This window comes from Photorhabdus antumapuensis, assembly GCF_020387775.1.
GTDB lineage: Bacteria > Pseudomonadota > Gammaproteobacteria > Enterobacterales > Enterobacteriaceae > Photorhabdus > Photorhabdus antumapuensis.
In genome coordinates, this window is sequence record NZ_JAHZMK010000023.1 from 66,295 (window position 1) to 91,980 (window position 25,686).

18 protein-coding genes are annotated in these 25,686 nt (G+C 52.3%); 16 read left to right on the forward strand and 2 right to left on the reverse strand.

Annotated features, from left to right (window positions below):
- The 16 genes from tssF to KZ793_RS09730 are packed head-to-tail and all read left to right on the forward strand — an operon-like array spanning position 1 to position 24,747.
- On the forward strand, positions 1-1,845 hold the full coding sequence (gene tssF / locus KZ793_RS09655) for a type VI secretion system baseplate subunit TssF (protein WP_225815138.1): 1,845 nt from the start codon (positions 1-3) through the stop codon (positions 1,843-1,845).
- Entirely contained in the window at positions 1,809-2,861 is a 1,053-nt protein-coding gene (gene tssG / locus KZ793_RS09660; protein ID WP_049584116.1) for a type VI secretion system baseplate subunit TssG, read from the forward strand. Before tssF ends, tssG begins: the two co-directional genes overlap by 37 nt.
- Positions 2,862-2,866: 5 nt before the next feature.
- A complete protein-coding gene (tagH, locus tag KZ793_RS09665; protein ID WP_225815139.1) occupies positions 2,867-4,153 on the forward strand; it encodes a type VI secretion system-associated FHA domain protein TagH in 1,287 nt (428 codons plus the stop codon).
- A complete protein-coding gene (tssJ, locus tag KZ793_RS09670) occupies positions 4,153-4,719 on the forward strand; it encodes a type VI secretion system lipoprotein TssJ (RefSeq protein ID WP_225815140.1) in 567 nt (188 codons plus the stop codon). The genes tagH and tssJ overlap by 1 nt, the downstream gene beginning before the upstream one ends.
- Positions 4,720-4,721: 2 nt before the next feature.
- Positions 4,722-6,074 (forward strand): type VI secretion system baseplate subunit TssK, encoded by a 1,353-nt coding sequence (gene tssK, locus KZ793_RS09675; protein WP_225815141.1) that lies wholly within the window; start codon positions 4,722-4,724, stop codon positions 6,072-6,074.
- Positions 6,074-6,844, forward strand: a complete 771-nt coding sequence (gene icmH / locus KZ793_RS09680) for a type IVB secretion system protein IcmH/DotU (RefSeq protein ID WP_397443595.1) — start codon at positions 6,074-6,076, stop codon at positions 6,842-6,844. The genes tssK and icmH overlap by 1 nt, the downstream gene beginning before the upstream one ends.
- Before the next feature lie 10 nt (positions 6,845-6,854).
- A complete protein-coding gene (gene tssH, locus KZ793_RS09685) occupies positions 6,855-9,500 on the forward strand; it encodes a type VI secretion system ATPase TssH (protein WP_225815142.1) in 2,646 nt (881 codons plus the stop codon).
- Complete coding sequence (locus KZ793_RS09690; RefSeq protein ID WP_225815143.1) at positions 9,497-10,297, forward strand: helix-turn-helix domain-containing protein; 801 nt, start codon at positions 9,497-9,499, stop codon at positions 10,295-10,297. Before tssH ends, KZ793_RS09690 begins: the two co-directional genes overlap by 4 nt.
- Positions 10,294-10,941, forward strand: coding sequence for a type VI secretion system-associated protein VasI (gene vasI, locus KZ793_RS09695; RefSeq protein ID WP_225815144.1), 648 nt, complete (start codon positions 10,294-10,296; stop codon positions 10,939-10,941). Before KZ793_RS09690 ends, vasI begins: the two co-directional genes overlap by 4 nt.
- 5 nt (positions 10,942-10,946) lie before the next feature.
- The gene (gene tssA, locus KZ793_RS09700) at positions 10,947-12,374 is read left to right on the forward strand and encodes a type VI secretion system protein TssA (protein ID WP_225815145.1); all 1,428 of its coding nucleotides are present in this window, start codon (positions 10,947-10,949) and stop codon (positions 12,372-12,374) included.
- Complete coding sequence (gene tssM, locus KZ793_RS09705) at positions 12,371-15,916, forward strand: type VI secretion system membrane subunit TssM (RefSeq protein ID WP_225815146.1); 3,546 nt, start codon at positions 12,371-12,373, stop codon at positions 15,914-15,916. Before tssA ends, tssM begins: the two co-directional genes overlap by 4 nt.
- A gap of 59 nt (positions 15,917-15,975) precedes the next feature.
- A complete protein-coding gene (locus tag KZ793_RS09710; RefSeq protein ID WP_225815147.1) occupies positions 15,976-17,337 on the forward strand; it encodes a VasL domain-containing protein in 1,362 nt (453 codons plus the stop codon).
- A gap of 1 nt (position 17,338) precedes the next feature.
- Positions 17,339-19,231, forward strand: coding sequence for a type VI secretion system Vgr family protein (locus tag KZ793_RS09715; RefSeq protein ID WP_225815148.1), 1,893 nt, complete (start codon positions 17,339-17,341; stop codon positions 19,229-19,231).
- A gap of 44 nt (positions 19,232-19,275) precedes the next feature.
- Positions 19,276-19,695 carry a DUF1795 domain-containing protein gene (locus tag KZ793_RS09720; RefSeq protein WP_225815149.1) on the forward strand — a complete coding sequence of 140 codons (420 nt, stop codon included), beginning with the start codon at positions 19,276-19,278 and terminating at the stop codon, positions 19,693-19,695.
- A 21-nt stretch (positions 19,696-19,716) separates the two neighbouring features.
- Complete coding sequence (locus KZ793_RS09725; protein WP_225815150.1) at positions 19,717-24,201, forward strand: AHH domain-containing protein; 4,485 nt, start codon at positions 19,717-19,719, stop codon at positions 24,199-24,201.
- Positions 24,202-24,210: 9 nt separating this feature from the next.
- Entirely contained in the window at positions 24,211-24,747 is a 537-nt protein-coding gene (locus KZ793_RS09730; RefSeq protein ID WP_225815151.1) for a hypothetical protein, read from the forward strand.
- 284 nt (positions 24,748-25,031) lie between these two features.
- On the opposite strand, the gene KZ793_RS09735 is transcribed toward KZ793_RS09730, so the two are convergent.
- Together KZ793_RS09735 and KZ793_RS09740 are read right to left on the reverse strand one after the other, a co-directional pair.
- Positions 25,032-25,229 carry a DUF7706 family protein gene (locus KZ793_RS09735; protein WP_225815152.1) on the reverse strand — a complete coding sequence of 66 codons (198 nt, stop codon included), beginning with the start codon at positions 25,227-25,229 and terminating at the stop codon, positions 25,032-25,034.
- 14 nt (positions 25,230-25,243) lie between these two features.
- Positions 25,244-25,564, reverse strand: coding sequence for a SymE family type I addiction module toxin (locus KZ793_RS09740; protein ID WP_225815153.1), 321 nt, complete (start codon positions 25,562-25,564; stop codon positions 25,244-25,246).
- Positions 25,565-25,686: the final 122 nt, after the last annotated feature.

The following is a 25,686-nucleotide window of genomic DNA, read 5'->3' on the forward strand; positions in this document are numbered from 1 at the left end:
ATGTCACTTGAAAAGTACTTTAGAGAGGAATTGGATTACCTTAGGCAATTGGGGCGGCAAGCCGCAATTGAACATCCTCACCTCGCTTCCTTTTTGTCTGAACAAGGCTCTGACCCGGATGTTGAGCGTCTGCTAGAAGGATTTGCCTTTCTCGCGGGTAATTTGCGGGCAAAAATTGATGATGAATTCCCTGAACTCACTCATGGATTGTTGCACATGCTATGGCCAAATTACCTACGGCCAACGCCTAGCATGACCATTATCCAATATACGCCTGATGATAGTACCACCACAAAAGCTATGCAGATCCAACGCGGAACTCAAATCAAGAGCCGCCCACTGGCGGATGATAGCGAAGATGATGAGAATGAAGATACTTACTTAAGCAATACTAATACTCAAAAAACAGATCAAGGCCATCGCTGTACTTTCACCTTATGCCGCGATGTTTGGCTGTTTCCAATGTCTATCCGGGACATTTCGGTCAATAATAGTAACGAGCAAGGTGTCATCGGTCTGAATTTCACCTCAAAAAAAGAACTTAACTTACAGGAACTGCAACTTGATAAGCTGCGTTTTTATCTAAGCGGAGATGATTACAGCAGTACACAACTCTATTTCTGGCTCAGTTATTACCTTGAAGATGCAAAACTTGTCGTAGGCGATACCACGATTCCATTGCCGGATTTCGACTTCGTTCCAGTAGGTTTTAATCGGGAAGACGCCCTATTACCTTACCCGAAAAATGCCTATATGGGTTATCGCGTCTTACAAGAGTACTTCTGTTTTTCTGAAGGTTTTTTATTTTTCGATGTTACGGGTTTTCCTAAGTTACCGACAAATCTTAAAGCCACAGATTTCACACTGAATCTCTATTTCTCAGAAGCGCTGCCACCAGAAATCAAAATCCGTCAGGATACTTTTCGGCTGCATTGTGTTCCGGCAATCAATCTCTTTCCAATGGACGGTGAAGTTATTCAGCTAAATGGCGGTCAGTCTGAATATCCATTAAAAGCGAGTTACAGCCATCCTGATCGCTACGATATTTTCTCCATTGATAAAGTAGAAAGCTGGCTAGTTGGGCCTGATGGTAAACCTAAACAAAGCCATGATGGTAGGCGGTCTTATGTGCCATTTGAAAGTTTTCATCATCAAATCGAACACGAAAGCGAACTGAATACTCGCTATTTTCGTATCAGAATCAAGGAGTCCCCATTTCGCAAAGGGCTTGAACACTACATCTCTTTTGTCCGTGGTGATGAATCTCAACTGCTATTAAGTGAGGAAAATGTCTCTATTCGACTGACTTGCACCAACCGTGAACTGCCACTGCAACTACGGGTAGGTGATATTAATTACGCTTTAGAGGGAAACCCGTCATTTGCGCCATTCCGCAACATAACCCGTCCGTCTGTTCCACTTTATCCACTGATGAGCGGTAAATTCCACTGGTCACTCATTTCTAATATGTCACTGAATTATATGACATTACTGGACAAAGACGCACTGAAACAGGTATTGCGTACTTATGATCTTCCTAGTCTGTATAACCGGCAGTCATCACGATCATCACAAAAACGGCTGGATGCAATCGAACGGATTGAAACAAAACCAATAGATCGTCTATTTAAAGGGCTACCAGTACGCGGACTAGAATCAACATTGTATATCCGACAACAGGCTTTCAGCTCTGAAGGTGAGCTCTATCTGTTTTGTAACATACTGTCACGCTTCTTTGCCTTATATGCCAGCGTTAACTCCTTCCACATGTTGAAGGTGATCAATTTAGATAATCAGGAATGTTATCAATGGCCGGAACAGACAGGTCAACATGCGTTGATGTAACGAGTGAAAACTCGCCAGAAAATCAAACACTAGATGTATCAAGGTATAACTTTTATCAATTGGTCGAATTACTCAACCAATTGGCGGTAGCGTGGGAAAAAACCGGGCAAACTAACCGCCCGGACCGTGAAGCAATCCGATTTAAATCCAGTGCCAGCCTGGCTTTTCCAACTAGAGATGTTGTCTCTGTAAATCGTTCTAAGGAAGGGCGTTTCCAAGTGGAAATCTCCTTTCTTGGACTGCATGGCAGCCAATCGCCTATGCCAGGTTATTACCTTGATTCGTTGGCATGGGAAGAAGCTCAAGATGAAAACCAACTGACTAATTTTCTTAATGTTTTTAATCACCGTTCAATTGTCATGCTTCATCAGATCTGGCGGAAATACCGCTATTACATCTGTTTTGACAAAAACGGACAAGACGATTTTTCTCAACGTATGTTCGCTCTGGTGGGGCTTGGCAGCGATGTTAACCGTTCTCATTTAAATATCAATCACAGCAAAATGCTAGCCTATGCCGGCCTGTTAGCTAGCCCCGGTCGATCGCCAGAAGTGATATGCAGCCTGGTTTCACACTGTTTTGATCTACCGGACGTTACGGTACATGGCTGGCAGATCAGAAAAATCGCTATCGAGCCATCGCAACAAAATCGCTTGGGTGGAATGCTGAAAATAAAGGGTCGGAAACCAAAGATTGAACAGTCTGTAATAGGAAAAAATTTTTTCCTCGGTTCATGGGTGAGAAGCTGCAATAGTAAATTCACGTTATGCATCAACAACCTCTCACGTGAACATTTCTTGTCATTTCTCCCGGACGGCAAGAATTTCCTGCCACTAGTGATGTTTCTCTGTTTTGTCCTGCGTGATCAATTGGCCTGGGATTTGCGTCTTGGATTAGCTGAAAACCAAGCAGGCGGCATGGTACTTGGTACGAAACTAAACAATAACTTGGGGTGGACCAGCTTTCTCGGCGAGCCGGAAAAGAAACCCTTTATCACGATCTCAGTGAGTGGATAAAGACAATGGAAAAACAACAACCAACTCTCTCATTACGAGTGATCAACAGCGATCAACTGGAAAGTGGCAAAGCGGCTAGCTGCCTATTCTCTACTCAAGGCGGCACAGTCGGCAGCAGTGAGAGCCATCTTTGGTCCGTTCAAGATCAAAAGGGGAATATCAATCCGTCACAATTTACTATCCAGTGGCGTGATGGCGCATTCTGCTTACAAATGATCGCTGGCCCCCTGTTTGTGAATCAGTCACCCCTGACTTCTGGCGCTGGTTTCATCCGCCTGCAACAAGCGGATGAAATCACTATCGGTAAACTCGTAATCAAAAGCTATATCAGTTTTTCCGACGCAGATCGGACTGATCCCATGACAGTACCACCGGAATCACTGGTCTCCAGCTACAGCAATCCACTGGACGCCATGATGGAGAAAGATCCCGTTCAGGATACCGATTTCACCGATCATAGTCTTTTAGCAACCACGATCAAGCATGATTTCAGCCATGATCCGCTCAAGGTTCTCGATAGCGAAAATCTGACCACACTGAGCCAGACACCAGTGGATAACGAGGTAGACCGCAGTCTGCAACAAGGCCGTTCCCAGGCCCCATTATTTTTCTCTTCCCTCTTAGATAACAGAGGCAATGCTATGGATCAGGATTTTGTTGATTTACCCGGTATCTCTTCGCCTTTTAATGAACAGTTTCAGGACATGGAACAGCAACATGTTGCTATCACCCCTCTGATGCGAGGGTTGAACACACAATTGCCTTTGCATAACAGCCAACAGGCAAACGACTTTCTGGAAGAAATGGGTAAAACCATGAAAGCGGCCATTGAAGGTTTGCTGGTATTGCAGCGTACACAGCATGGGCTGCGTGATAAGCAATTGCGACCTATTGAAGATAATCCGCTACGACTGAACATGGATTACAACACCACTATGCAAGTGATGTTTGCGGATCAAAAAAGTCCAGTACATCTCTCTGCCCCCTCCGCTGTCGCTGAAAGCTTACATAACTTGCAATTACACTATCAGGCTAACCGGATTGCGATCACTGCCGCCTTGAACACTATGCTGGATGCTTTCTCACCGGAACATCTACTGAGTCGTTTCTCCCAGTACCGCCGCAGTAATGAGACGCAGGAAAAAGATGCAACCTGGGCATGGGAAATGTACACCAGTTACTACCGCGAACTGGCTTCCAGTCGCCAACAAGGGTTCGAAAAACTGTTCGGTGAAGTCTATGAACAAGCTTATGACCGTGCTCTGCGTCAAGGTTTAGAGGATAGCCAGTAATGAAGCGCTCCGGCAGTAATATCTCATGGTCCGGTAGTTATACCGTATGGTTTGTCTTGCTGGCAGCGCTAATGTTAAGCGGTTGTAGCAGTGCATGGCAGGCAACGAAGAAAGTCGGACAGGTAGTCTGGGACCCATCAACTCCTGTTGGTCAACCTGAGAACTTACCTTCCACCGTCGCGATCACTTTGCTGGCAGAACCTGATATCAACCCTAATAAAAATGGAGAAGCCACTCCGGTTGAAATGCATCTGCTCTATCTCAGTGAAGATTCCCGTCTACTTGCCGCTGATTATGACCAATTGGCGAGTGACAAGCTGGATAAAGCGCTGGGGAAGAATTATATCGACCATCAGGATTACACCTTATTGCCGGGGCAATACAAACCACTGACAGTCATCCCGCTGGAAAAAAATAGCCGTTACATCGGCGTTATCGTTCGCTATGCCGATATTAATCAATCCGAATGGAAAAAGGTCATCCGTGTGAAAGACACAGGACAGCAATACAACATTCTGGTGCACATCAGAGCGAACGAAGTTGAACTTAGAAAAGAGGAACAATAACTATGCCAGGTAAGAATCGGGTGATTTGGCGCGAAGGATTATTCATCAAGCCACAACACTTTCAGCAACAACAAAAACATAATGACTATTTAGCTCACAGTCGCTTGACGTCCTTAACCAGCTATAGTTATGGCTTCAGTTCCTTGACACTCGACGCAGACCTTCTCGCTCTGGGGCGCATCGGTATCATCGAGGCCAGCGGTATCATGCCAGATGGCACAGTGTTCTCAATTCCTCATCAGGATGCGACTCCTCAACCACTTGATGTTGTGAATATTCATGAGAACAACAGTAAAGATATCTATCTGGCACTGCCAATAGCCAACGATATTCTCAACGAAATCTCTCATTCAGAATCCAATCATGCAGGAGCTGTGCGCTACCGTGAACATATGGAAGATATCCGTGACCTGCATACAGATGGCGGTGATATCAGCCAAGTCATGCTGGCACAACTGACGCCAATTTTGAAACAAGGTTCAGAGGATCTCAGCGCTTTTTCCGTACTACCGCTATGCCAGATAAGAGAAAAGCTTCCTACCGGAACTATCATACTGAATGACGATTTCGTACCAACCTGTACATCCATCAGGGTCTCTACTCAATTAAAAAATTATATGGATGAAGTGGATAGGGCGATGACAGAACGAGGTAGATCACTCGCTAACCAGATTGGTTCTCCCGGACAGCAAGGAGTCGCTGATGTTGCTGAATTTATGATGCTCCAACTAGTTAACCGAGTTCAGCCGTGGTTTACCCACTACGCAGGACAATCCATTTTGCATCCACAAGATTTTTTCACTCAGTTGATCCAAACCTGTGGTGAACTGAGAACATTCACTCATGAATCCCGTCAGGTCGGCAATGTGCCGATTTACAAACACGACAATCTGACTGAAACATTCGAGGAAGTCATGGTCATCATGCGCGAAGCAATGGGCGTTGTACTGACCCCGCGAGCGATTCCGATTAAGCTACAAACTCAAGCCAATGGTATCCGGGTAGCGCACATCCATGAGCGTAATGTCTTGACGAACGCGGAATTTATTCTGGCAATCCGCGCGCAGGTTCCACATGATCAATTACTCCGCCAGTTTGCTAAACAGACTAAAGTTACATCGGCTGAAAGGATCCGCGAAATGGTCAGCATCCAGTTGCCTGCTGTGTCACTGGTTGCGCTTCCCTCTGCCCCACGTCAGTTGCCTTATCATGCTGGTTACACCTATTTCCGGCTTGATCAACAAGGCGACGCATGGAAAGACATTCTAAAAGGTAACTCCATCGCCTTTCACGTTTCGGGAGAATTCCCAGGATTAGACATGCAATTCTGGGCGGTTAGGAATGGGAGTGCCTAATGAAAACCGAAGCCATGAATGATAACGCCATTCTGATGCAGACGGAAACCGATACGACTCTACACCGTCAGTACCAGCTACCGCTACGTGGAGAAAGCCTGAACCCGATGATCGATGCCGCCACACCGCTGCTTGATATGGTCATGCGTTTAAAAGACATGGGTGATCAACCGCTGCCAGACCAACTTTATCAACAGGTCGTTACTGATATCCAGGCAATCGAGCAACTTCTACAAACCAAAGGTTATGAACCAGGCGCGATTGTCTCTTTCCGCTATATGCTCTGTACCTTCATTGATGAAACCGCACTAGGTCATGGTTGGAACAGCAAGAATGAGTGGTTACAACAATCACTACTGGTTCAATTCCATAACGAAACTTGGGGCGGTGAAAAAGTCTTTCTGCTACTAGATCGTTTGATGGGTGAATCTCAACGCTATCAACATCTACTGGAGTTTATCTATCTCTGTTTCTGCCTCGGTTATCGTGGTCGCTATAAAGTTTCTTCTCAGAAAAGTGACGACTTTGAGCGTTTATTCCGTCGATTACACCAACAACTGCATGCACTACGGGGCGAAGCTCCACCCATCATTCTCCACAGTAACGCCAATGAGCGTGGTGATCGCTATCGCTTAGGTAAGCGTCTGACCATTAAACATCTGTTCTGGAGCGGTATTACGCTGCTCGCCGTTGTTTATGGCTTCTATGCTATCCGTCTGCATAACCAAACCCAGAACATCTTACAACAGCTAAATAACTTACTGAGCTAGGAAAGAACCGATGATTCAGATTGATCTACCTACATTAGTTAATCGCTTAAATCCGATGACTCGGCACGCTCTAGAAGCAGCAGCAGCGCAGTGTGTCAGCCAGCAACAACCTGAGATCACTGTTTCTCAGTTACTACTGCAAATGATCAACACGCCTCTTAGTGATGTCAGAGCGATCTTCAATCAAGCAGAAGTGGATAGTGATCTACTGAAAGAACAACTTGATCAGATGATCCCTCACCATCAAGCAATGGTTCAGGCTTATCCTAACTTCTCTCCAATGCTGGTGGAGTGGTTACAGGATAGCTGGCTGTTAGCATCGACTGAGATGCAACATCAAGAATTACGCAGCGGCGTCATGCTGATGACCTTGCTGTTTAGCCCGTTACGCTACCTGACACCACAATCCGCACGTCTTTTATCGGGAATAAACCGCGAATTGTTACGCCAGAATTTTGCCCAATGGACAGCGGGTTCTGCCGAACAACCAGTTGTGGAAAGCGATAAAAACGGGCAAGGCAAAGCTGCCGCCAGCAGTGATAGCCTGCTCGCCCGTTTTACTCAAAATATGACAGAACAAGCTCGTCAGGGAAAACTCGATCCTGTTCTATGCCGTGATAGAGAAATCGACCTGATGATCGATATTCTCTGTCGTCGCCGTAAAAATAACCCGATTGTGGTGGGTGAAGCGGGCGTTGGTAAAAGTGCGCTCATTGAAGGGTTGGCTCTGCGCATTATCGACAACCGAGTACCGGAAAAACTGCGTAACAGTGAATTGATGACATTGGATCTGGGGGCATTACAAGCGGGTGCGGCGGTAAAAGGAGAATTTGAAAAACGCTTCAAAGGCATTATGAATGAAATAAATCAGTCATCCGTACCGATTATTCTATTCATTGATGAAGCTCATACCCTGATTGGCGCAGGTAATCAACAAGGCGGACTGGATATCTCCAACTTACTAAAACCTGCCCTGGCACGTGGTGAATTGAAAACAATCGCTGCAACCACTTGGGGCGAATACAAAAAATATTTCGAAAAAGATGCGGCCCTCTCCCGCCGTTTTCAACTCGTTAAAGTGGCCGAACCGACTGCGGAAGAAGCCATCATTATTATGCGTGGCCTGCGGGCAATCTATGAACAATCTCATGGCGTATTAATCGATGATGAAGCGCTAAAAGCCTCTGCGGTATTAAGCGACCGTTACCTCTCTGGACGCCAGTTACCAGACAAAGCTATTGATGTGCTGGATACCGCTTGTGCCCGCGTTGCCATCAACTTGACTTCACCTCCGCGCCAAATTTCCGCCCTGAAAAACCAACTGCATCAGCAGCAAATGGAATCAGACGTGCTGGCAAGGGAACAGCGTATGGGACTCAATCAGCACATTGATAGACTGGATGAACTGCGGCAACAACAGCAAGAAACCACGGAGAAATTGGCTGAACTGGAAACCAGTTGGCAGCAACAACAGCAATTGGTTCAACAAATTATTGAACTACGCCGTCAGCTATTAACCGACGAAACAGAATTAACCAACGAAGCAGAAGAAAGCGAAACACCAGCAGAGATAACAACTGAAGAGTTGATTGCACAATTGGCTGAACTTAATGAGCAGTTGGAACAATTACAGCAACAACAAACGCTCGTTTCTCCTCATGTGGATAAGAACCAGATTGCGGCGGTTATTGCTGAATGGACTGGCGTACCACTTAATCGCCTGTCACAAAGTGAACTCTCCGTGGTGACTGAACTGCCAACTCATTTGGGACAAAGCATAAAAGGACAAGATCTTGCTATCAAATGCCTGCATCAACATTTGTTGACTGCCAGAGCCGACTTGCGCCGTCCCGGTCGTCCATTGGGCGCCTTCTTGTTGGTAGGACCAAGTGGTGTTGGTAAAACCGAAACCGTTTTACAGATTGCAGAATTAATGTTTGGTGGACGTCAATATCTGACCACTATCAATATGTCGGAATTTCAGGAAAAACACACCGTTTCCCGCCTGATTGGTTCCCCTCCAGGCTATGTTGGATATGGGGAAGGTGGTGTACTCACCGAAGCTATTCGCCAGAAACCTTATTCCGTCGTCCTGCTTGATGAAGTGGAAAAAGCCCATCCTGATGTACTAAACCTGTTCTACCAGGCTTTCGATAAAGGTGAGTTAGCTGATGGGGAAGGCCGGGTGATTGACTGTAAAAACGTTGCCTTCTTCCTGACTTCCAACCTGGGCTATCAAACCATCGTCGATAATGCCGATAGACCGGAAGAGATGAATGACCTGCTTTATCCTGAACTGGCGGCTTTCTTCAAACCAGCATTATTGGCGCGAATGGAAGTAGTGCCTTATCTACCGTTGGGATACGACACCCTGAAAACCATTATTCAGGGCAAACTGGCGCGCCTCGATAGCCTATTGCGTCAACGCTTCAATGCCGAAGTTACCCTTAGTGATGATGTGGTTGAAGAGATACTGCAACGAGCAACCCGGGCTGAAAATGGCGCACGCATGCTGGAATCGATCATTGATGGCGCTTTGTTGCCGCCGTTATCCCTGCTGTTGCTGCAAAAAATGGCTGCCAGCAAGCAGATCAGCACCATCCAGCTAACCGTTAACGACCATCAATTCAACGCGGTGGTTGAGGAGATACCATGAAACAACGGCTGAAAAGCGCATTAGCGTTACTGGAAAATGACTCTATCGAGCAACTGGTTCATCACTTCCTCCAGGTGAATCACCAACGCCAGCGTTTTGACGCCTTGCTGGTCTCTCTGCTTAACGTGAACGAAAACCGTCTGGAATGCTACCGGCTGCCGGCACCCAACCAGATAAGCGCACTACAACTGGATGTCAATATCGGTGATATCAACCATCCACTGGTACAAATCCTGTACAAAGGGACCCCCACGACTTGGGGATCACTCAATCAAGGGGTACGAATAGACAATCGAAACTTTCGCCTCTTCGTCGAAGAACTGCCTCATCGCTGCGGCCTACATGCCATCCCGTTGTTTAACTGCAACGGGCAAGCGTGTGGCGTGATTGCTGTTTTCGCCAAAGATGTCAGTCGCTTTGCTGACGATAGCAACATGTTTTACCTCTACTGCCATGTCATGCAACACCGATTGAAAAAATTGCAGGAACTGGAACAACTGCGTGAACAATTGCGCCAGATCCGCCAAGTTTTTCAGACACAGCGCCAGAAAGAAAAACAGCTTGATGCGTTGCTGGCTTCTTTAAGTACCACCGCAGAAAACAAAACATCAGCCAGCGTCTCTCACGATTACAGCAAAATCGACGATTTACCTCAGGCACTCGAAGAGTTCGAATGTGCCGTACTGATACAACGCCAACATATTTATGGCAATAACACCAAACAAATTGCCGCAAGCTTGGGTATTGCACCCCGTACACTGACTTACAAACTGGCGAAATACAGGTGTAAATTATGAGCTTTCTGTTACTGGTCAGTGCATTACTCGCCTCTCTGACAGGCAAACCTGATATTCAGCCCGTTCAGGAAACCACAACAGCACCTTCACTCTCCGCTTTGCTGCAATGTCGGGCAGAACCGTCACCGCTGGTCAGACTCGATTGCTACGACCGTCTATTGGATAAAGTGGATAATATTGCCGTTATCCCGTTAGAAAAAACTGGCCCTGTCTGGAAACAGGCAATGGAACAGGAGATGAAACGCACTGACCATTCAACCGGTTTTATCACCACCCAATCTGAAAGCATACCGACTCGCGTCATACTGACCACACCCGCGATTGGCGTTCCACCACCACGGCCAGTACTAATGCTCAGTTGTATCGATAACATTACCCGAATACAAATTGCCCTGGCTAAACCCCAAGATAATGGCACCGTGATGATTTCGACGGCAATCACCCAATTCAGTGCTGACTGGTTCTTGCGCGAAAACGGCTACCTGCTGGAATCCAGCCGTGGACTACCGGGCATTGAAGAATTAAAACGACTGATGACAGGAAAAACCCTGACCATCAAAACCAGCAACGGAAACCGCATGACATTCAACATTTCTCAACTGGAACAGGCGGTGAAACCCTTACGCTCCGCCTGTCGCTGGTGATCCCAATGGATATCAGGAAACAATTTGACTGGCAGGGTCTCCTGCTGACACCTCTATCGGATGAGCTCATCAGCCGGGAGCTGGATGAAAACGAACCCGCCTGGGAATATATTGATGGGGAGATGGTTAAGCTGGGATCACTGGCCCATTCCAGCATTAATATTGAAGAGATCCAGCGTCAGGCGCTGCAATTATTCAGCGAAAAAAGCAAAGATTTCAGACTGATGGTGCATTTGTTGCGGACACTGCAACACGGCAGTAATCCCGCTGAACTCATCCTGGCAATGGAGCTATTAGCCGATTACATCCAACATTACTGGCAGACAGCCTGGCCACAAAAACCATTGCTCAAGCGCCGCCTGGCACAACAGGTGATTAAACGGTTTGACTCCGCGCAACCCGGCTTCTGCGAACAGGCGGATGAGACGCAGCGCGAAGAAGCACAGGGGGCACTGGCGCATCTGGCGCAATGCTGGCATACCGATGAACCGGCACTGGCTAAAGAAATCGACCAGTTACGCCCCCGTTATGCCCGCAAACCTCAGCCAAAACCCATCACCGCCCCAGCTGAACCGGCAGAAACCGCCGCGCAATCCGCAGGGGCCTCAACATCGGCACCTATACCGGCTGTCACCGTAGACAGTGACGGTGAAAAAGCCTGGAAACAGACGCTGCTGACCGTGGCCGACCTGCTGTGTGAACGCCAGCCTGATTCCCCTGTGGGTTACCGTCTGCGCCGTTATGCCATCTGGCACACCCTGACCACCACACCGACGGCTAATGGCGCGGGCAAAACTCCTCTGGCGCCGGCTTCGGCAGACCGGACCGCAGATTATCTGACGAAACTCCCGGCTGCGGATAAATCCCTGCTGCAACAGATAGAACAGAGTCTGACACTGGCCCCTTACTGGCTTGACGGGCACGCTCTCGCCGCGCAGGCCGCCGGGAAACTGGGTTATACCGCCGTCGCCGACGCTATCCGCGATGAACTCAGGGCCTTTCTTGACCGTCTGCCGGTTTTACAGAACCTGCATTTCTCCGATATGAGCCCATTTATCTCAGACGCCACACTGAACTGGCTTCATCCCCCGACTGCGACCACCGTCAACAGCGGCACAGCTCAGGAACAGGACGCTATCTGGCACTGTTTTCAGCAACACGGACTGGAAGCCGCGCTCAACGCCGCGGAGCAACATCAGCAACAGCTGACCGAACCCCGGGATCACTTCTACGGTCAACTGCTGACGGCCCAGTTACTTGAGCAGGCGGGAATGAGTGCGCTGGCGCAACAACATTACCGACAGCTGCTCCAGGCAGGACAACACCTGTCACTCTCCCACTGGGAACCCGGCCTGCTGGCGGTACTGGCAGAAAAAGCCGCGATGACCTCCCCCTCAAAGGCCACGACGGCAAACAGGAGCGTTAACCCATGAACTGGCTTTCTCTACTGCTAAAAAACATCAAAAAACCAGCGATGCCGCGTCTGCCGCCACTGAAAGCCGCCGCCTCGCTGATACTGGCCCTCCTGCCCTGTATCGCCCTCATCTGGCTATGGTGGTGGGGACCCGGCTGGCAGTTTAAACAGACTCACCCGCTGGAAGCCCTGTCTGCCCGCTGGCTGGCGACCGTTATCCTCCTCCTGCTGGCCCTGAGCGTTGTCGGCATGAAAATCTGGCGCCGTCTGCGCCAGCTTGAAAAACTCAAACTGGAGGTGGAACTGAAAACCGTCGATCCGGTACAGGCCGATATCGCCCGTCAGGACAGTTATCTCCATCACTGGAAAGCCCGGCTGCAACGCCATCTGGGGACCCGGGATTATCTCTACCGGCGCCCCTGGTACCTGGTGATGGGGAACACCGGCAGCGGCAAAACCGCCCTGATCCAGGAAGGCTGCCGGCTGATTGACATTGCCGCGCCGGACACCCTGACCGGAGAAGAGGCGCTGCCCCTGCATCTGCGCTGCTGGCTGGGGGAGAAAGCCGTCATCATTGACCCGGACGGCTTCCTTATCGACCAGTTATCGCCGCCGGACACCAGCAAACCTCAGCTGCCTGCCCGTTTATGGCAGGCGCTGCTCGCCTGGTTAACCGAAAACCGTCAGCGCCAGCCCCTCAACGGCATTATTCTGACCGTGGATACTCACCGCTTACTGACCGACAACAAAGAACAGCGGGAACGGGTTATTGCCGCACTTCACCTGCGCCTGCAGGATCTGCGATTAACCCTGCATCACCCTCTGCCCTGCTATCTGGTGCTGACCAAACTCGATCGGCTGCACGGTTTCAGTGCCGCCTTTCAGTCGCTGGACCGATCGCAGCGCGCCCAAATCCTGGGCGTCACCTTCAGCCTGAATGCGCAGGATGAGCAGCACTGGCGCACTGAGCTGGCACAGTTCTGGCACCAGTGGATGCAACAGCTCAACGCGGCCATGCCGGACATGATGCTCAACAACGTGGACAGCAGTCAGCGCAGCCCGCTGTTCAGTTTCACCCGCCAGATACAGGGGCTGCACAGCTATCTGGTGCAGCTGCTGGACGGGATCCTCTACAACGGCGGCCCGGCACAGCCCGGCCTGCGGGGCGTTTATCTCACCTCGTCTAAACAAATCGGCCAGATGGATGACATGTTTACCCAGTCTGCCGCGGTGCAGTATCACCTGGGGCCACAGGCCTTTCCGACCTGGCCGGTGGCCGATACCGCCCCCTATTTCACCCGCTCGCTGTTTGAAGACGTCCTGCTGGCCGAGCCCAATCTGGCGGCGGAAAACCGCCTGTGGTTAAGCCGTAACCGTCGCAAACTCCTGACCTTCTCCACCGCCGGCACCGCGGTTGCCCTGGCTCTGTGGGCAGGCTGGCACTATAACTATCAGAAGAACTATCGGGCCGGTGAAGAAGTGCTGGCACAGGCCAAAACCTTCCTGTCCATTCCTCCCCCCAAAGGGGAAGACCGCAACGGGAACTTACAGTTACCCCTGCTGAACCCTATCCGGGAAGCGACCCTTGCCTACGGAGATTACCATCAGAAAGGGCTGTTCGCGGATATGGGGCTGTATCAGGGTGCCGATGTCGGTCCGTATGTCGAAAACACCTACCTGCAACTGCTGTCCCAGCGCTTCCTGCCCGCCCTGATGAATGGCCTGCTGGATGACCTGAACCAGGCTGCCAAAGGCAGTGAAGAGAAACTCGAAGTCCTCCGCATCATGCGGATGCTGGAAGACCGCAGTGGCCGCAATAAGTCACTGGTGGAACAGTACATGCGCGAACGCTGGAGTCAGGTATTTAACGGCCAGCGTCAGGTGCAGGAACAGTTACTGACCCATCTCGACTATGCGCTGGACCACACTGACTGGCGGGCAGCCCGGGAGGCAGATAACCCGGCCGCTATCAGCAGCTTTGCCCCTTACACACTCCCGATGACAAACGCCCAGAAAGAACTGGGCCAGCTCTCCATTTACCAGCGGGTGTACCAGAACCTGCGCATCAAAGCCCAGGACTCACTGCCGCCGCCTCTTAACCTGCGTGACCAGATTGGCTCCGGCTTTGACCGCCTCTTTATCGCCAATAATGACAAACAGCTGATTATCCCCCAGTTCCTGACAATGAACGGCCTGAACAATTATTTCGTCAAACAGGACGACCAGCTGATTGACCTGACCGTGATGGACAGCTGGGTGCTGAATCTGTCACACAACGTGCAGTACAGCAAGGCCGACCGGCAGGAAATTCAGCGCCAAATCACCGAACAGTACCTGGGGGATTACACCGCCACCTGGCGCGGGGCCATGAACAACCTGGATATCCGTCACTTTACCGATATCCCGCAGGCCATCGGTGCCATTGAACAGGTCATCAGCGGGGAACAGCCTCTCAGCCGCGCATTGCAGATCCTCAGCGACAACACCCGCCTGCCGGTGATTAATGAGACCCTGCCGGCCAAAGAACAGCAGCAGTTACGCGACACCCCGGATTACCGCCTGCGGGTGCGCATCAACCGGGAATTCGCCCCGGAAACCGCCGTGCTGGTGGAATACGGCGATAAAAACAGCACTCTGCAAAGCGTTTATCAGAAACTGACCGATCTGCACCGTTACCTGCTGGCGATTCAGAACGCCCCGGTACCGGGTAAAGCCGCCCTGAAAGCCGTCCAGCTGCGACTTGAACAGAACAACAGCGACCCCATTTTCGACGTGCAGCAGCTGGCGAAAAACCTGCCGGAGCCGTTAAACCGCTGGGTCGGTGAACTGGCTGAACAGGCGTGGCAGGTGGTCATGAGGGAAGCGGTCAGCTCGCTGGAAGTCGAATGGAGCGAAAACGTCGTCAGACAGTACCAGACCTACCTGGCCGGCCGCTATCCGTTCAACCCGGAAGCCACCCAGGATGTGCCGCTCAGTGAGTTCGACCGCTTCTTCCGGCCCGGCGGCACACTGGACGCCTTCTATCAGCAGAACCTCAAACCGTTTGTCGAGAACAACCTGACCTACGGCACTGACGGGGAACAGCTTATCCGCCCGGATGTGCTGAAACAGCTGACCCTGGCTAACCGTATTCGCGATACCTTCTTCACCCCGCAAAACGGCCTGGGCACCCAGTTCGCCATTGAACCCCTCAGCCTGACCGGCAACAAACGCCGCAGCCTGCTTAACCTCGACGGGCAGTTACTCGATTATGCCCATGGCCGCGGCAGCATCGTACACTTAATCTGGCCAAACTCCATGCGGGCCGGGGTGGAAAGTCAGCTCACGCTGATACCGGATGTCAGTGGCCAATCTCCGCGCGCCATCAGCTTCACCGGCCCGTGGGCGCAACTGCGGCTGATTAACAGCGGCAAACTGACCAACGTACGTCAGGATTCCTTTGATGTCCTGTTCAGCGTGGATGGCGGTGACATGACCTACCGTCTCTACGTGGACGAATCTGACAACCCGTTTGCCGGCGGCCTGTTCAGTCAGTTCAGACTGCCTGACACGCTGTATTAATTGCAAAATGAAAAAACCTGCCCTCCGCGCCGGCGGAGGCAGATTAAGGATGAGCGGCCATGAATGAACACCCTGAAAACCTGATTATCCGTGCCGGCGGCAACCCGATGAATCTGCCGGCGTTCACGGCAATCCGCGAAGAAATCAACAAAATTAACCACCCGTCTCAGCCGGCAGTGAACTGGCCGCTGATTGAATCGCTGGCCCTGACGCTGTTTCGCACCCACGGCGTCGATTTGCAGAGCGCGATTTACTACACTCTGGCCCGGATGCAGCTCAGCGGTCTGGCCGGCTTTACCGAAGGCTGTGAACTGCTGGCCGGGGTGATGGTCAGCCAGTGGGATGCACTGTGGCCGCCGCAGCCGGCAGTCCGCACCGACATGCTGGACTGGTTTAACACCCGCTGCGGCAGCGCCTTACGCCAGCACGATTACACCCCCCGCGACCTGCGGATGATTTACCGGGCCGAACGGGCCTTACAGCTCATCGTCGACCGGCTCCAGCAGTCCGACCTGAAACGCCTGCCGAAAGTCGAAAACCTGCTGTGGTTTTTCCAGAACACCGCCAAAAAACTGGAACAGGCCCGACTCCTGCCCAAACCCGCCGCTAAACCGGTGCAGATGCCACCGCTGGTCTACCTCGCCAGCACTGAACCGGCACCGCCTGCACCGGAAACGGACGACGACGCAGGTTATGACAACAGCCAGCCCAAAGTGCAGGTCCGTTTCCCTGCGCCCCCGCCGCGACCAATGAGTGCCTTACAGGGGTTCGGGCTGGGCGTATTACTGGGGGCATTTGTCCTGACCGGGACCTGGCTGGGATTTTACCGGCCCCTGCAACAGCAGATGACGGCCATGACCGGCACCCCGGACGGGGCCAGACTGGCCTGGCTGTCTCATCCCGACCTGCCAGCCTATGCACAGCAGTTAACCCGGTTAGCCGACACCTCCCCGCTGGTGGTGCTGCAACAGGCTGAGCAGCTGACCGGTCTGGCACAAAAAACCTGGCCGCAGGACAGCCGGCAGCAGCATGAAACGCAGCGCTGGCAGCAGTTACAGGCCATCCGGCTGGAAAACGCGCCGGAACCCGGCCGCTGGCACCAGACCCGGCATCAGCTCCAGCGGCTGGCAGACAAAATCCTGGCACAGGAGCGTAACCGGGGCAGTTTCACCCTCTCTTACCTGAAAACGGCGATTTATCAGATCCAGCACAGCCACAACCGTGACATTCCGCTGGAAGAGCTGCTGCGCCAGCTTGCCGACACCGTCGAACAGGGGCAGGCCGTCTCCCCGGCGCTGATAAAAAAGACCGACGACCGTTTTAACGCCCTGCTCAGCCGGTACTACGCGTTGCAGAAAGCCGCCGGACTGACCGCAGCCCCTGAACACCCCCGCCCGTCCATTCAGCACAGGAACCCTTAATATGTCATTTCAGCCCAAAAAGACCGCCGGCCACCTCGCCCGGCAGACAGCCGACCGCCTCAGTTCCCCAGACGCCGGCGGCTTACAGTTCACCCTCACCGCCGGCGGACTGCCGCCGCACACCTTTGTGGTCTCCGCCTTCACCCTGAACGAAACCTTCTCCACCCCGTTCACCCTGGCGGTCAGTTTAGCCAGCGCCGACCCGGCCATCGATTTCACCGCCGTGCTCGACCAAACCGCCACCCTCTCCATCCTGCGCGACGGGAAAACCGAACGCACCGTCACCGGCATGGTCGCCTGCTTTGAGCAGGGCAACACCGGCAAACATCAGACCGGCTATAAGATGACGATCCGGCCCGATATGTGGCGCACCACCCTGCGCCAGAATTCCCGCATTTTTCAGCAGCAGGATATCCAGACCATTATCACCGCCCTGCTCAAAGAAAACGGCGTCCGGGATGTGGCGTTCAGTCTGCGCAATCCGCACCCGGAACGGGAGTTCTGCGTCCAGTACCGGGAAACCGATTTTGCCTTTCTGCAACGGCTGACCGCCGAAGAGGGTATTTTTTATTTCTTTGAATTCAGCGGCAATAAAAATACCCTGGTGTTTGCCGACGATGCCGGCTCCGTGGTCAAAGGCCCGGTACTCCCCTATCACCCCGGCGACGCCGAACAGGCCCGGCAGCTGTGCATTACCCGGCTGACCCGCCAGGCTCAGGTGCGACCGGCGGTGGTGGAACTCAAAGATTACACCTTCAAAAACCCGGCCTGGGCGGCGGAGTTCCGTCATCAGATGCGGGAGCAGGACCTCCAGCATACCGGCTATGAACACTTTGATTTTCCCGGCCGCTTCAAAGATGCCCAGCACGGCGCTGATTTCACCCGCTACCGGCTGGAAGCCCTGCGCAACAATGCCCTGACCGGTGATGGTGAAAGTAATGCCGCCACCATGCAACCCGGCGTACTGTTCACCCTGACCCACCATCCCCGGGATGACCTGAACCGGCTCTGGCAACTGGTCGGCGTCATCCATCACGGCAGCCAGCCGCAGGCGCTGGAACAGGCCGCCGGGGAGAGCGGCACCGTGATGAGCAACAGCTTCACCTTCATTCCCTATAACCAGCACTGGCGCCCGACCCCGTTACCCAAACCGGTCGTGGAGGGCCCGCAGATTGCCAAAGTAGTCGGCCCGGAAGGCGAAGAAATCTACTGCGACTCATACGGGCGCATCCGCCTGCAATTCCTGTGGGACCGCTACGGCCGGAGCAACGACAACAGTTCCTGCTGGATACGGGTCACCCAGCCCTGGGCCGGTCAGGGCTGGGGCATGCTGGCGATACCGCGTATCGGGCAGGAAGTGGTGGTGGACTTTCTTAACGGCGACCCGGACCAGCCGATAGTCACCGGCCGCACCTACCATGCCAGCAATCTCCCGCCGGGCACCCTGCCGGGCAGCAAAACCCAGATGGCCCTGCGCTCCAAAACCCATAAAGGGGAAGGCTACAACGAACTGCGCTTCGAGGATGCCAAAGGCAGCGAAGAGCTGGCGCTGCACGCCCAGCGCGACATGAACACCGTGGTACTCAATAACCGTGAAACCCGGGTCATGAACGACCACACCGAAAGCATCGGCCATAATCAGATGCTGTCGGTCAGAAACGACCGTCATAAAGAGGTGACGGGAAATGAAGTCAGCGCCATCAACGGCCTGCGTCAAATCACCGTCGAAAAAGACAGCCTGCTGAACGTAAAAAATAACATTCAGATACATTCCCAGGCCGGGGGGATCGAAATTGCCACTGCCGGGGGCAGCATCACCATCGATAATGCCGGCAATATCAGCATCCAGGGCGCCAATATCACTATCAATGGCAAACAGGTCAATGTGAACTGACCGGTATTGACTATCAACTTATTTCAATCAACAACGGAAAACACATGAAAAACACACCATATCAGATGAATGAAGGCACACTGGCTATCCCTGACAACTGGCGGGATGAATCCATGAATGTATTTGTGCTGCCGGACGACAGCGGCATTAATCTGGTAGTCAGCCGCACGCCAGTTCCTGCCGGCATGGATAACAACGCTTACTATGAACAGACCCTGGAACAGTTCTGCACTCACCTGCCCGGTTACCAGGAACATCAGCGCAGCGAAATCACCCTCAGCCAGCAACCTGCCCGCCGTCTGGATTACCAGTGGAAAAGCTCGGAAGGCGACATGTACCAGACCGTGGTACTGCAAATCCGGGGTACGCTGCTGCTGACCTTCAACCTGACTTCTCCCGCGCCCTTTGAAGAGAATCAGCGTGATGCACTGCTGGCCGTTATCAACAGCTTCCAGGCGGCCTGATGACCTGACAGGAGGAACACCATGTCACTTGGTGATGAGATTGTCACCCGGATAGCACGGGTCGGCGCACAACATGCTGTGCGCGTTTCCCCGCCACAGGGCAGCCCCGGTCCGGCGGCTGCCCGCGAGGGCGACCCGATAAAACATGCCAGCTTCCTGGGCGCACTGGCCGGGGCAATTACCGGCGCACTGATAGGGGCCGCAGTATTCGCTGCGGCATCGGCACTGGTGGGGCTGACAATCCTCACCGGAGGACTGGCCACCGTGGCCGTCATTGCCCTGGGGACAGCCGCCACGTTTGCACTGGGTGACGTCATCAGCGCCGCCAGTTCGGCGGTCACAAAAATGGTGGACAGCGTCGGTCCGCCGAGCGGCGTACTGGGCAGCGGCTCCCCCAATGTCTTTATCGAAGGCAAACCCGCTGCCAGGGCCACGGCCGATATCGCTGCCTGTAGCAAACACCCTGCGCCGCCCCTGATTGCCCAGGGCAGTGAAACCGTATTTATTAACGGTTCTCCCGCCGCCCGGGTGGATGACAAACTGGTGTGCGGCGCCACCATTAAATCCGGGGCTAAAACGGTGTTTATCGGCTCCGGCCAGGGCACTTACCTGGAAGTCGCCGAAGAGTTCTCGGCCTGGGAGCGGGCGGTGCTGATAGCCGTTGAATTTCTGGTGCCGCCCTCCCGGGGAGCGATTAAAGGTCTCGGTAAACTGTTTACCAAAACCGGTCAGGGAATTCAGGGGGTATTGAAAGGCGCGAAGGTGGGCGCTAAAAAGGCTAAGGAGTTCCTCTCAAATCGAATTTCCTGTGCCAAAAAAGCTTTCAGAGAAACTGAGGGAGCAAAACGTTACCGGGAAGCAACTAAAAAATTCTTTACCGGCGACCCGATTGACGTCACCACCGGCCAGCTATTTGACCAGCGTACCGACATCACCCTCGGTCAGACCCTGCCGCTGGTCTTTTTGCGCAGCTGGGCGCCGGAAGAACAGGGCTTACTGGGACCGGGCTGGGCGGACAGCTTCTCCGAATGCGCCCTGACGACCGGCGACCGGGTAGAAATCCGTACTACCGAAGGGGCGTCGCTTTACTTTGCTTTACCACCGGCTTATACACACAGCACCAACCCGGACCACCCGGACTTTACCCTGAGCCGGGGCGAGCAGGGTTACATCCTCCGCCACCGTGACTCACCGGTCAGCAAATACTTTGCCCTGCGACACCCGTCACCGGCCGCAGAGGAAACATCTCAGCGCTGGCTGCTGACGGAACTCCGGGATGTGTATGACAACCGGCTGCGCTTTATTTATAACGAACACCCTCAGCTGACGCAGGTTATCCACAGTGACGGACCGGTACTGACGCTGCGTTACAACCTGAACGGGCAACTGACAGAGACTCTCCGCACCGATGAAGGGTTACAGGAAGTGATGGCCCGTTATCACTACCACGAGGATGGCCGGCTGGCGGAAGCGGACAGCACCCAGAATTTCCACCTGTACTATGAATATAACGCACAGGGACTGATAAGCCGCTGGTCTGACGGCGACCAGACCTGGGTGGATTACCGCTACGACAGTGAAGGACGCTGTACTGACAGCATCGGCGCCGGCGGCTTCTATCCGGTCCGCCTGGACTATGCGCCCGGCATGACCCGTTCCACCACCCCGCAGGGGCATACCACCACCTGGCATTACAACGAGCAACAGCAGGTCACGGAAATCCGCACCCCGTGCGGCAGTGTGACCCGCTATGAATATGATCGCCGGGGCAATCTGGTCAGACAGATATTACCTATGGGGGAAACCCTGACGCTGACCTGGCTGGCAGATACCGGCCGGGTCACCTCACTGACCGACGCCACCGGCGCCGTGTGGCAATACAGCTATGATGCTGACAGCCTGCAACTGACCGGCATGACCGACCCGCTGCAACGTACCTGGCTGCCTTTATATGATGAGCAGGGCCAGCCCGCCGGATTTATTGCGCCGGACGGCCGGAAAACCACGCTGACCCGCAATGCCTTCGGGCTGGTGACGTCAGAAACCGACACCGACGGCAACTGTCTCACACAGGAATATGATAAGCATCAGCGGCTGGTGAGAGTGCTGGATGAGGAAAACCGGACTGTCAATCTGGGTTATGACAGTCAGGACCGGTTACGAAGCCTGACGGCAGCGGGAGCGCTGTGGCGCTGGCGTTACAACCGTCATCACCGGGTTGCGGTCAGCGACCGGCCGGACAACCATCCTGAGCACTTTACCCACGACCGCCACGGGAACTTAACCTGCTGGACCGATGCCCGCGGCGTGAAATGGCAGGTGGAATATGGCCCGTTTGACCTGCCGGTCGCCCGGCGGGATGGCGAAGGACATCGCTGGCAGTATCGTTACGATGCGGACACGCTGCAACTGACGCAGGTGATTAACCCACAGGGGGAAACCTACAGCTACACACTGGATGCGGATGGCCGGGTTATCACCGAGCAGGATTATGCCGGCACGCAGTGGCACTACCGTTATGACCTGTCGGGGAACTGCATTGAAAAACGGGACGGGGAAGGCAACCTCACCCGCTACGACTATGATGCCGCCCGCCGGCTGACGGCCCTGCACACCCCGGAAGGCATCACCCGTTATCATCACGACATTCTGGGACGACTGTTAACCGTGGGATCCCCGGACAGCACCCTGCATTTTGAATATGACGACCAGGACCGGATAGTACGGGAAGTTCAGCCGCACGGAGAAATTCAGCGTCACTACCCGGATAACCGCACCGCAGAACGGCAGTTGTTCACCGGAGAAACAGCGCCGCCAGCCGGCCCCGCCCGGTTTAGCGGGCAGACTCACCTCAGCCGCTGGCAGAGCCGGCTGGCAGTTAACCGGGCGGGCGAACTGATTAGACTGACACTGGAGGATCAGCCGCCCCTGACCATAGAACGGGATGACGCCGGCAGGGATACGGGACGTTATGTGGAAGGGGGATTTATTCTGCGTCAGCAGTACAGCCTGATGGGGCAGTTAACCGCACAGCGGGCAGGCCGTAATCCCCATTTCTTCCGGCCGGCTGAACCGGAAGAGATTGCCCCCGCTTATGCGGGCGTGGCGCGCCGGTATGAATACGATGCAACGCTGAACCTGACCGCGGTCAATGACGACGGACAGCAGTTAAATTATCTCCTCAACGGCAACGGCCAGATAGTTTCGGTGGGTGAAGGCCGGACGCTGCGTGAACATTATCAGTATGACGCCGCCGGTTACCCGTCAAGGCGGTTTGACGGGGTGCAGGAAATTATGGGAGAGACTCTCTACCAGGAGGGCCACCGCCTGAACTGGGTGGGTTCGCACCGGTTTGTCTACGACCGGGCCGGGCGCATGCAGGAAAAGCAGTTTTTAGCGGAAGGTTACCGGCCGGCGCTGACAAAATATCGCTGGAACAGCCAGAACCAGCTGACGGGGCTTATCACGCCGGATGACATCCGGTGGGAATATCGCTATGATGCCTTCGGACGACGGACAGAAAAACGGTGTATCCAGACCGGTAAGCTGACCACGTATGTGTGGGACGGCGATGTGCCGGCAGAAATCCGCGAGTATCAGCACGGCCGGCTGAAAATGGTCCGCCATCTGGTGTTTGACGGCTGGGAACTGATAGCGCAGCAGACGCAACAGTTTACGCTCAATCTGGACAACCGGGTGGAACTGATGGCCGGGGAGGTGCAGACCCAGTATGCGGTCAGCGCGCCGACCGGCGAGCCGCTGGCGCTGTTCGACCCGACAGGGAAACGGGTGTGGCGGCGGCCGAAGCAGTCCCTGTACGGGCTGCGGCTGGGCGGACAGGCAGAGAATCCCGAACTGGACCCGGGCCTCCGATTCGCCGGGCAGTTATGGGATGAAGAGTCCGGGCTTTGCTACAACCGGCACCGCTTTTACTCACCGGAAGCCGCGTGTTATCTCAGTCCTGATCCCCTGGGATTGCTAGGTGGATTGAACCCATATTCATACGTGAATAACCCAACAACATGGATAGATCCATTCGGGTTGGCAGGGTGTTCGACCAAACTGGGTAAAAACATGATGGAAGATATGGGATTGCCGCGCTCAACTTCATGGAAGGGACATGAAGCGCACCATGTCATTCCGAAACAGCTATCAGATCATCCTGCTTTGAAAAAAATTGGATATGATATTGATGATGCTAGTAATGGAATATTTTTGAGGCTGCCAGACCCCATCAAAGATAAAAAGGTTGCTACTACAGTTAGCACAATGGCAAGACATCGAGGTAGCCATAATGGATATTCCTCCGCAGTTGAAAAAGCTCTAAATAAAATTGATTTAAACCAGCCTACTAATATCATAGCAAAACAAGTTGCTAACATACAAAATAAGGCGAAGAAAGCAATGATGAATGGCATGCCAATTAGGTCGAAAGATATTGCTAAGAATCCTGATATAGGCAAGCAAAGGGCTTTTGAATTGTGGGATAATATATTTAATAAATAGAGGTGATATATGATTGATACAAGAAAAGAATTTATTATTGAACCAATGGCTTTTCTTTTGTCTGAAAAATTATTTTCAGGGGTTCTTAGCAATCAATCTGGTCGTTATTTAGAAATTCATGATCCTGAATTAGCACTGACTTTATCCTTTGAACAATTATTACCCGACGGGTATTTAGTATGGCTAGATCTCATTGAGAATTCTATAAGTAAATTTAGGTTAAGGAGTGAATTTCATGAAGCTGACGAATACTTAAATGATATAAGTAAAGAGTTTTCTGTTCATTATGACAAAATTTCAATTGCCTATAGAAAGAAAAAAATAAAAAAAGAAAATTCTGACTATGATGATTTTTATTTTGAAGTCTTAGATGAAGTATATTCTCAATTAAACATGTTATCTATTCAAAGGTATATATTAGGTGAACAAAAGGAATCAATTTTGGAAAAGATCTTTGAGATATATAAAAAAGGTCTTTATCCATGCGGAATGACCAAGGATAAAAAGATAGTTGCTTTTAATCCAATGGTATTAAAAAACAGTTGATATAGAAGACATATCATCATGAAAAAGCCGGAAAGCTCCCCGTGATCTTTCCGGCTTTGTTATTTTTATGCTTAAAATAAATATCTTACAGGGTTGATGTTATATATTAAATATATAAATTAAAAGCACAAAAATATAAAATAAATAAGAAGATAAACAAAGAAATAATACAGAAAAATATAAAACTCATAGCAAACATATACATAGGCTGTATTTTAGCTATTTTATTCTGTTTTCTCCCTGAAACAGTAAAAAGCCGGAATCTCTTCCGGCTGACTTCTCTCTTACCGTGGTGAATACCCGTGATACGCCAGCGCCGACTGGAGCCGCCCTATCGCAGCCTTGATAACCCAGGCTTCCATGTCATCAACCGCACAAGCCCGTATCTCCGCCCAGTACAGCCGCTTAACCAGTTGCGCCAAGGCCAGCGCTTCAATGTGGGTTAACTGAATGTCCTGCAAATGCTCAATCGCTATCGTCATCTCATGCGCTCCCCTTAACCCGCAAAACCGGTTATCAACGCCCGCATCTGCTGCTTAATCTCATTAAGCTGGCTCTGCTGCCGCTGGTACTGCTGATGCTGTTGTTGCGTGGCTTCACTCTCTGGAATCAGCACCAGACAACCGTCCATCACCTTCACCGTAATTTGACCCCCGGTATTAAACCCCGCCTGTCTCAGCCACTGCCCCTTCAGATGTATCGCCGGTGCAGCGTTGTTGACCTTGTTCCCGTTCAGCACATACCCCACCGTGTAATAACGTTCTGTTTTCACAGCTTTATTTACAACGACTTCTGCCTTAGAATGCGCCTTAGCCATAATCAACTCCTGTTTAGTTGCTTGTGGTGAGCGGCTTTATCGTGTTGCAACCACGGTACAGCCGCGTTAAATCAGGTCAGCCCAATAACCGCTTTGCCTGTGATGTGGCACAGTAATTTTGG

Bases quoted from the DNA above. Each gene is read 5' to 3' on its own strand.
- tssF (WP_225815138.1), top strand. From the start codon at position 1: ATGTCACTTGAAAAGTACTTTAGAGAGGAATTGGATTACCTTAGGCAA.
- tssG (WP_049584116.1), top strand. From the start codon at position 1,809: ATGGCCGGAACAGACAGGTCAACATGCGTTGATGTAACGAGTGAAAAC.
- tagH (WP_225815139.1), top strand. From the start codon at position 2,867: ATGGAAAAACAACAACCAACTCTCTCATTACGAGTGATCAACAGCGAT.
- tssJ (WP_225815140.1), top strand. From the start codon at position 4,153: ATGAAGCGCTCCGGCAGTAATATCTCATGGTCCGGTAGTTATACCGTA.
- tssK (WP_225815141.1), top strand. From the start codon at position 4,722: ATGCCAGGTAAGAATCGGGTGATTTGGCGCGAAGGATTATTCATCAAG.
- icmH (WP_397443595.1), top strand. From the start codon at position 6,074: ATGAAAACCGAAGCCATGAATGATAACGCCATTCTGATGCAGACGGAA.
- tssH (WP_225815142.1), top strand. From the start codon at position 6,855: ATGATTCAGATTGATCTACCTACATTAGTTAATCGCTTAAATCCGATG.
- KZ793_RS09690 (WP_225815143.1), top strand. From the start codon at position 9,497: ATGAAACAACGGCTGAAAAGCGCATTAGCGTTACTGGAAAATGACTCT.
- vasI (WP_225815144.1), top strand. From the start codon at position 10,294: ATGAGCTTTCTGTTACTGGTCAGTGCATTACTCGCCTCTCTGACAGGC.
- tssA (WP_225815145.1), top strand. From the start codon at position 10,947: ATGGATATCAGGAAACAATTTGACTGGCAGGGTCTCCTGCTGACACCT.
- tssM (WP_225815146.1), top strand. From the start codon at position 12,371: ATGAACTGGCTTTCTCTACTGCTAAAAAACATCAAAAAACCAGCGATG.
- KZ793_RS09710 (WP_225815147.1), top strand. From the start codon at position 15,976: ATGAATGAACACCCTGAAAACCTGATTATCCGTGCCGGCGGCAACCCG.
- KZ793_RS09715 (WP_225815148.1), top strand. From the start codon at position 17,339: ATGTCATTTCAGCCCAAAAAGACCGCCGGCCACCTCGCCCGGCAGACA.
- KZ793_RS09720 (WP_225815149.1), top strand. From the start codon at position 19,276: ATGAAAAACACACCATATCAGATGAATGAAGGCACACTGGCTATCCCT.
- KZ793_RS09725 (WP_225815150.1), top strand. From the start codon at position 19,717: ATGTCACTTGGTGATGAGATTGTCACCCGGATAGCACGGGTCGGCGCA.
- KZ793_RS09730 (WP_225815151.1), top strand. From the start codon at position 24,211: ATGATTGATACAAGAAAAGAATTTATTATTGAACCAATGGCTTTTCTT.
- KZ793_RS09735 (WP_225815152.1), bottom strand. From the start codon at position 25,229: ATGACGATAGCGATTGAGCATTTGCAGGACATTCAGTTAACCCACATT.
- KZ793_RS09740 (WP_225815153.1), bottom strand. From the start codon at position 25,564: ATGGCTAAGGCGCATTCTAAGGCAGAAGTCGTTGTAAATAAAGCTGTG.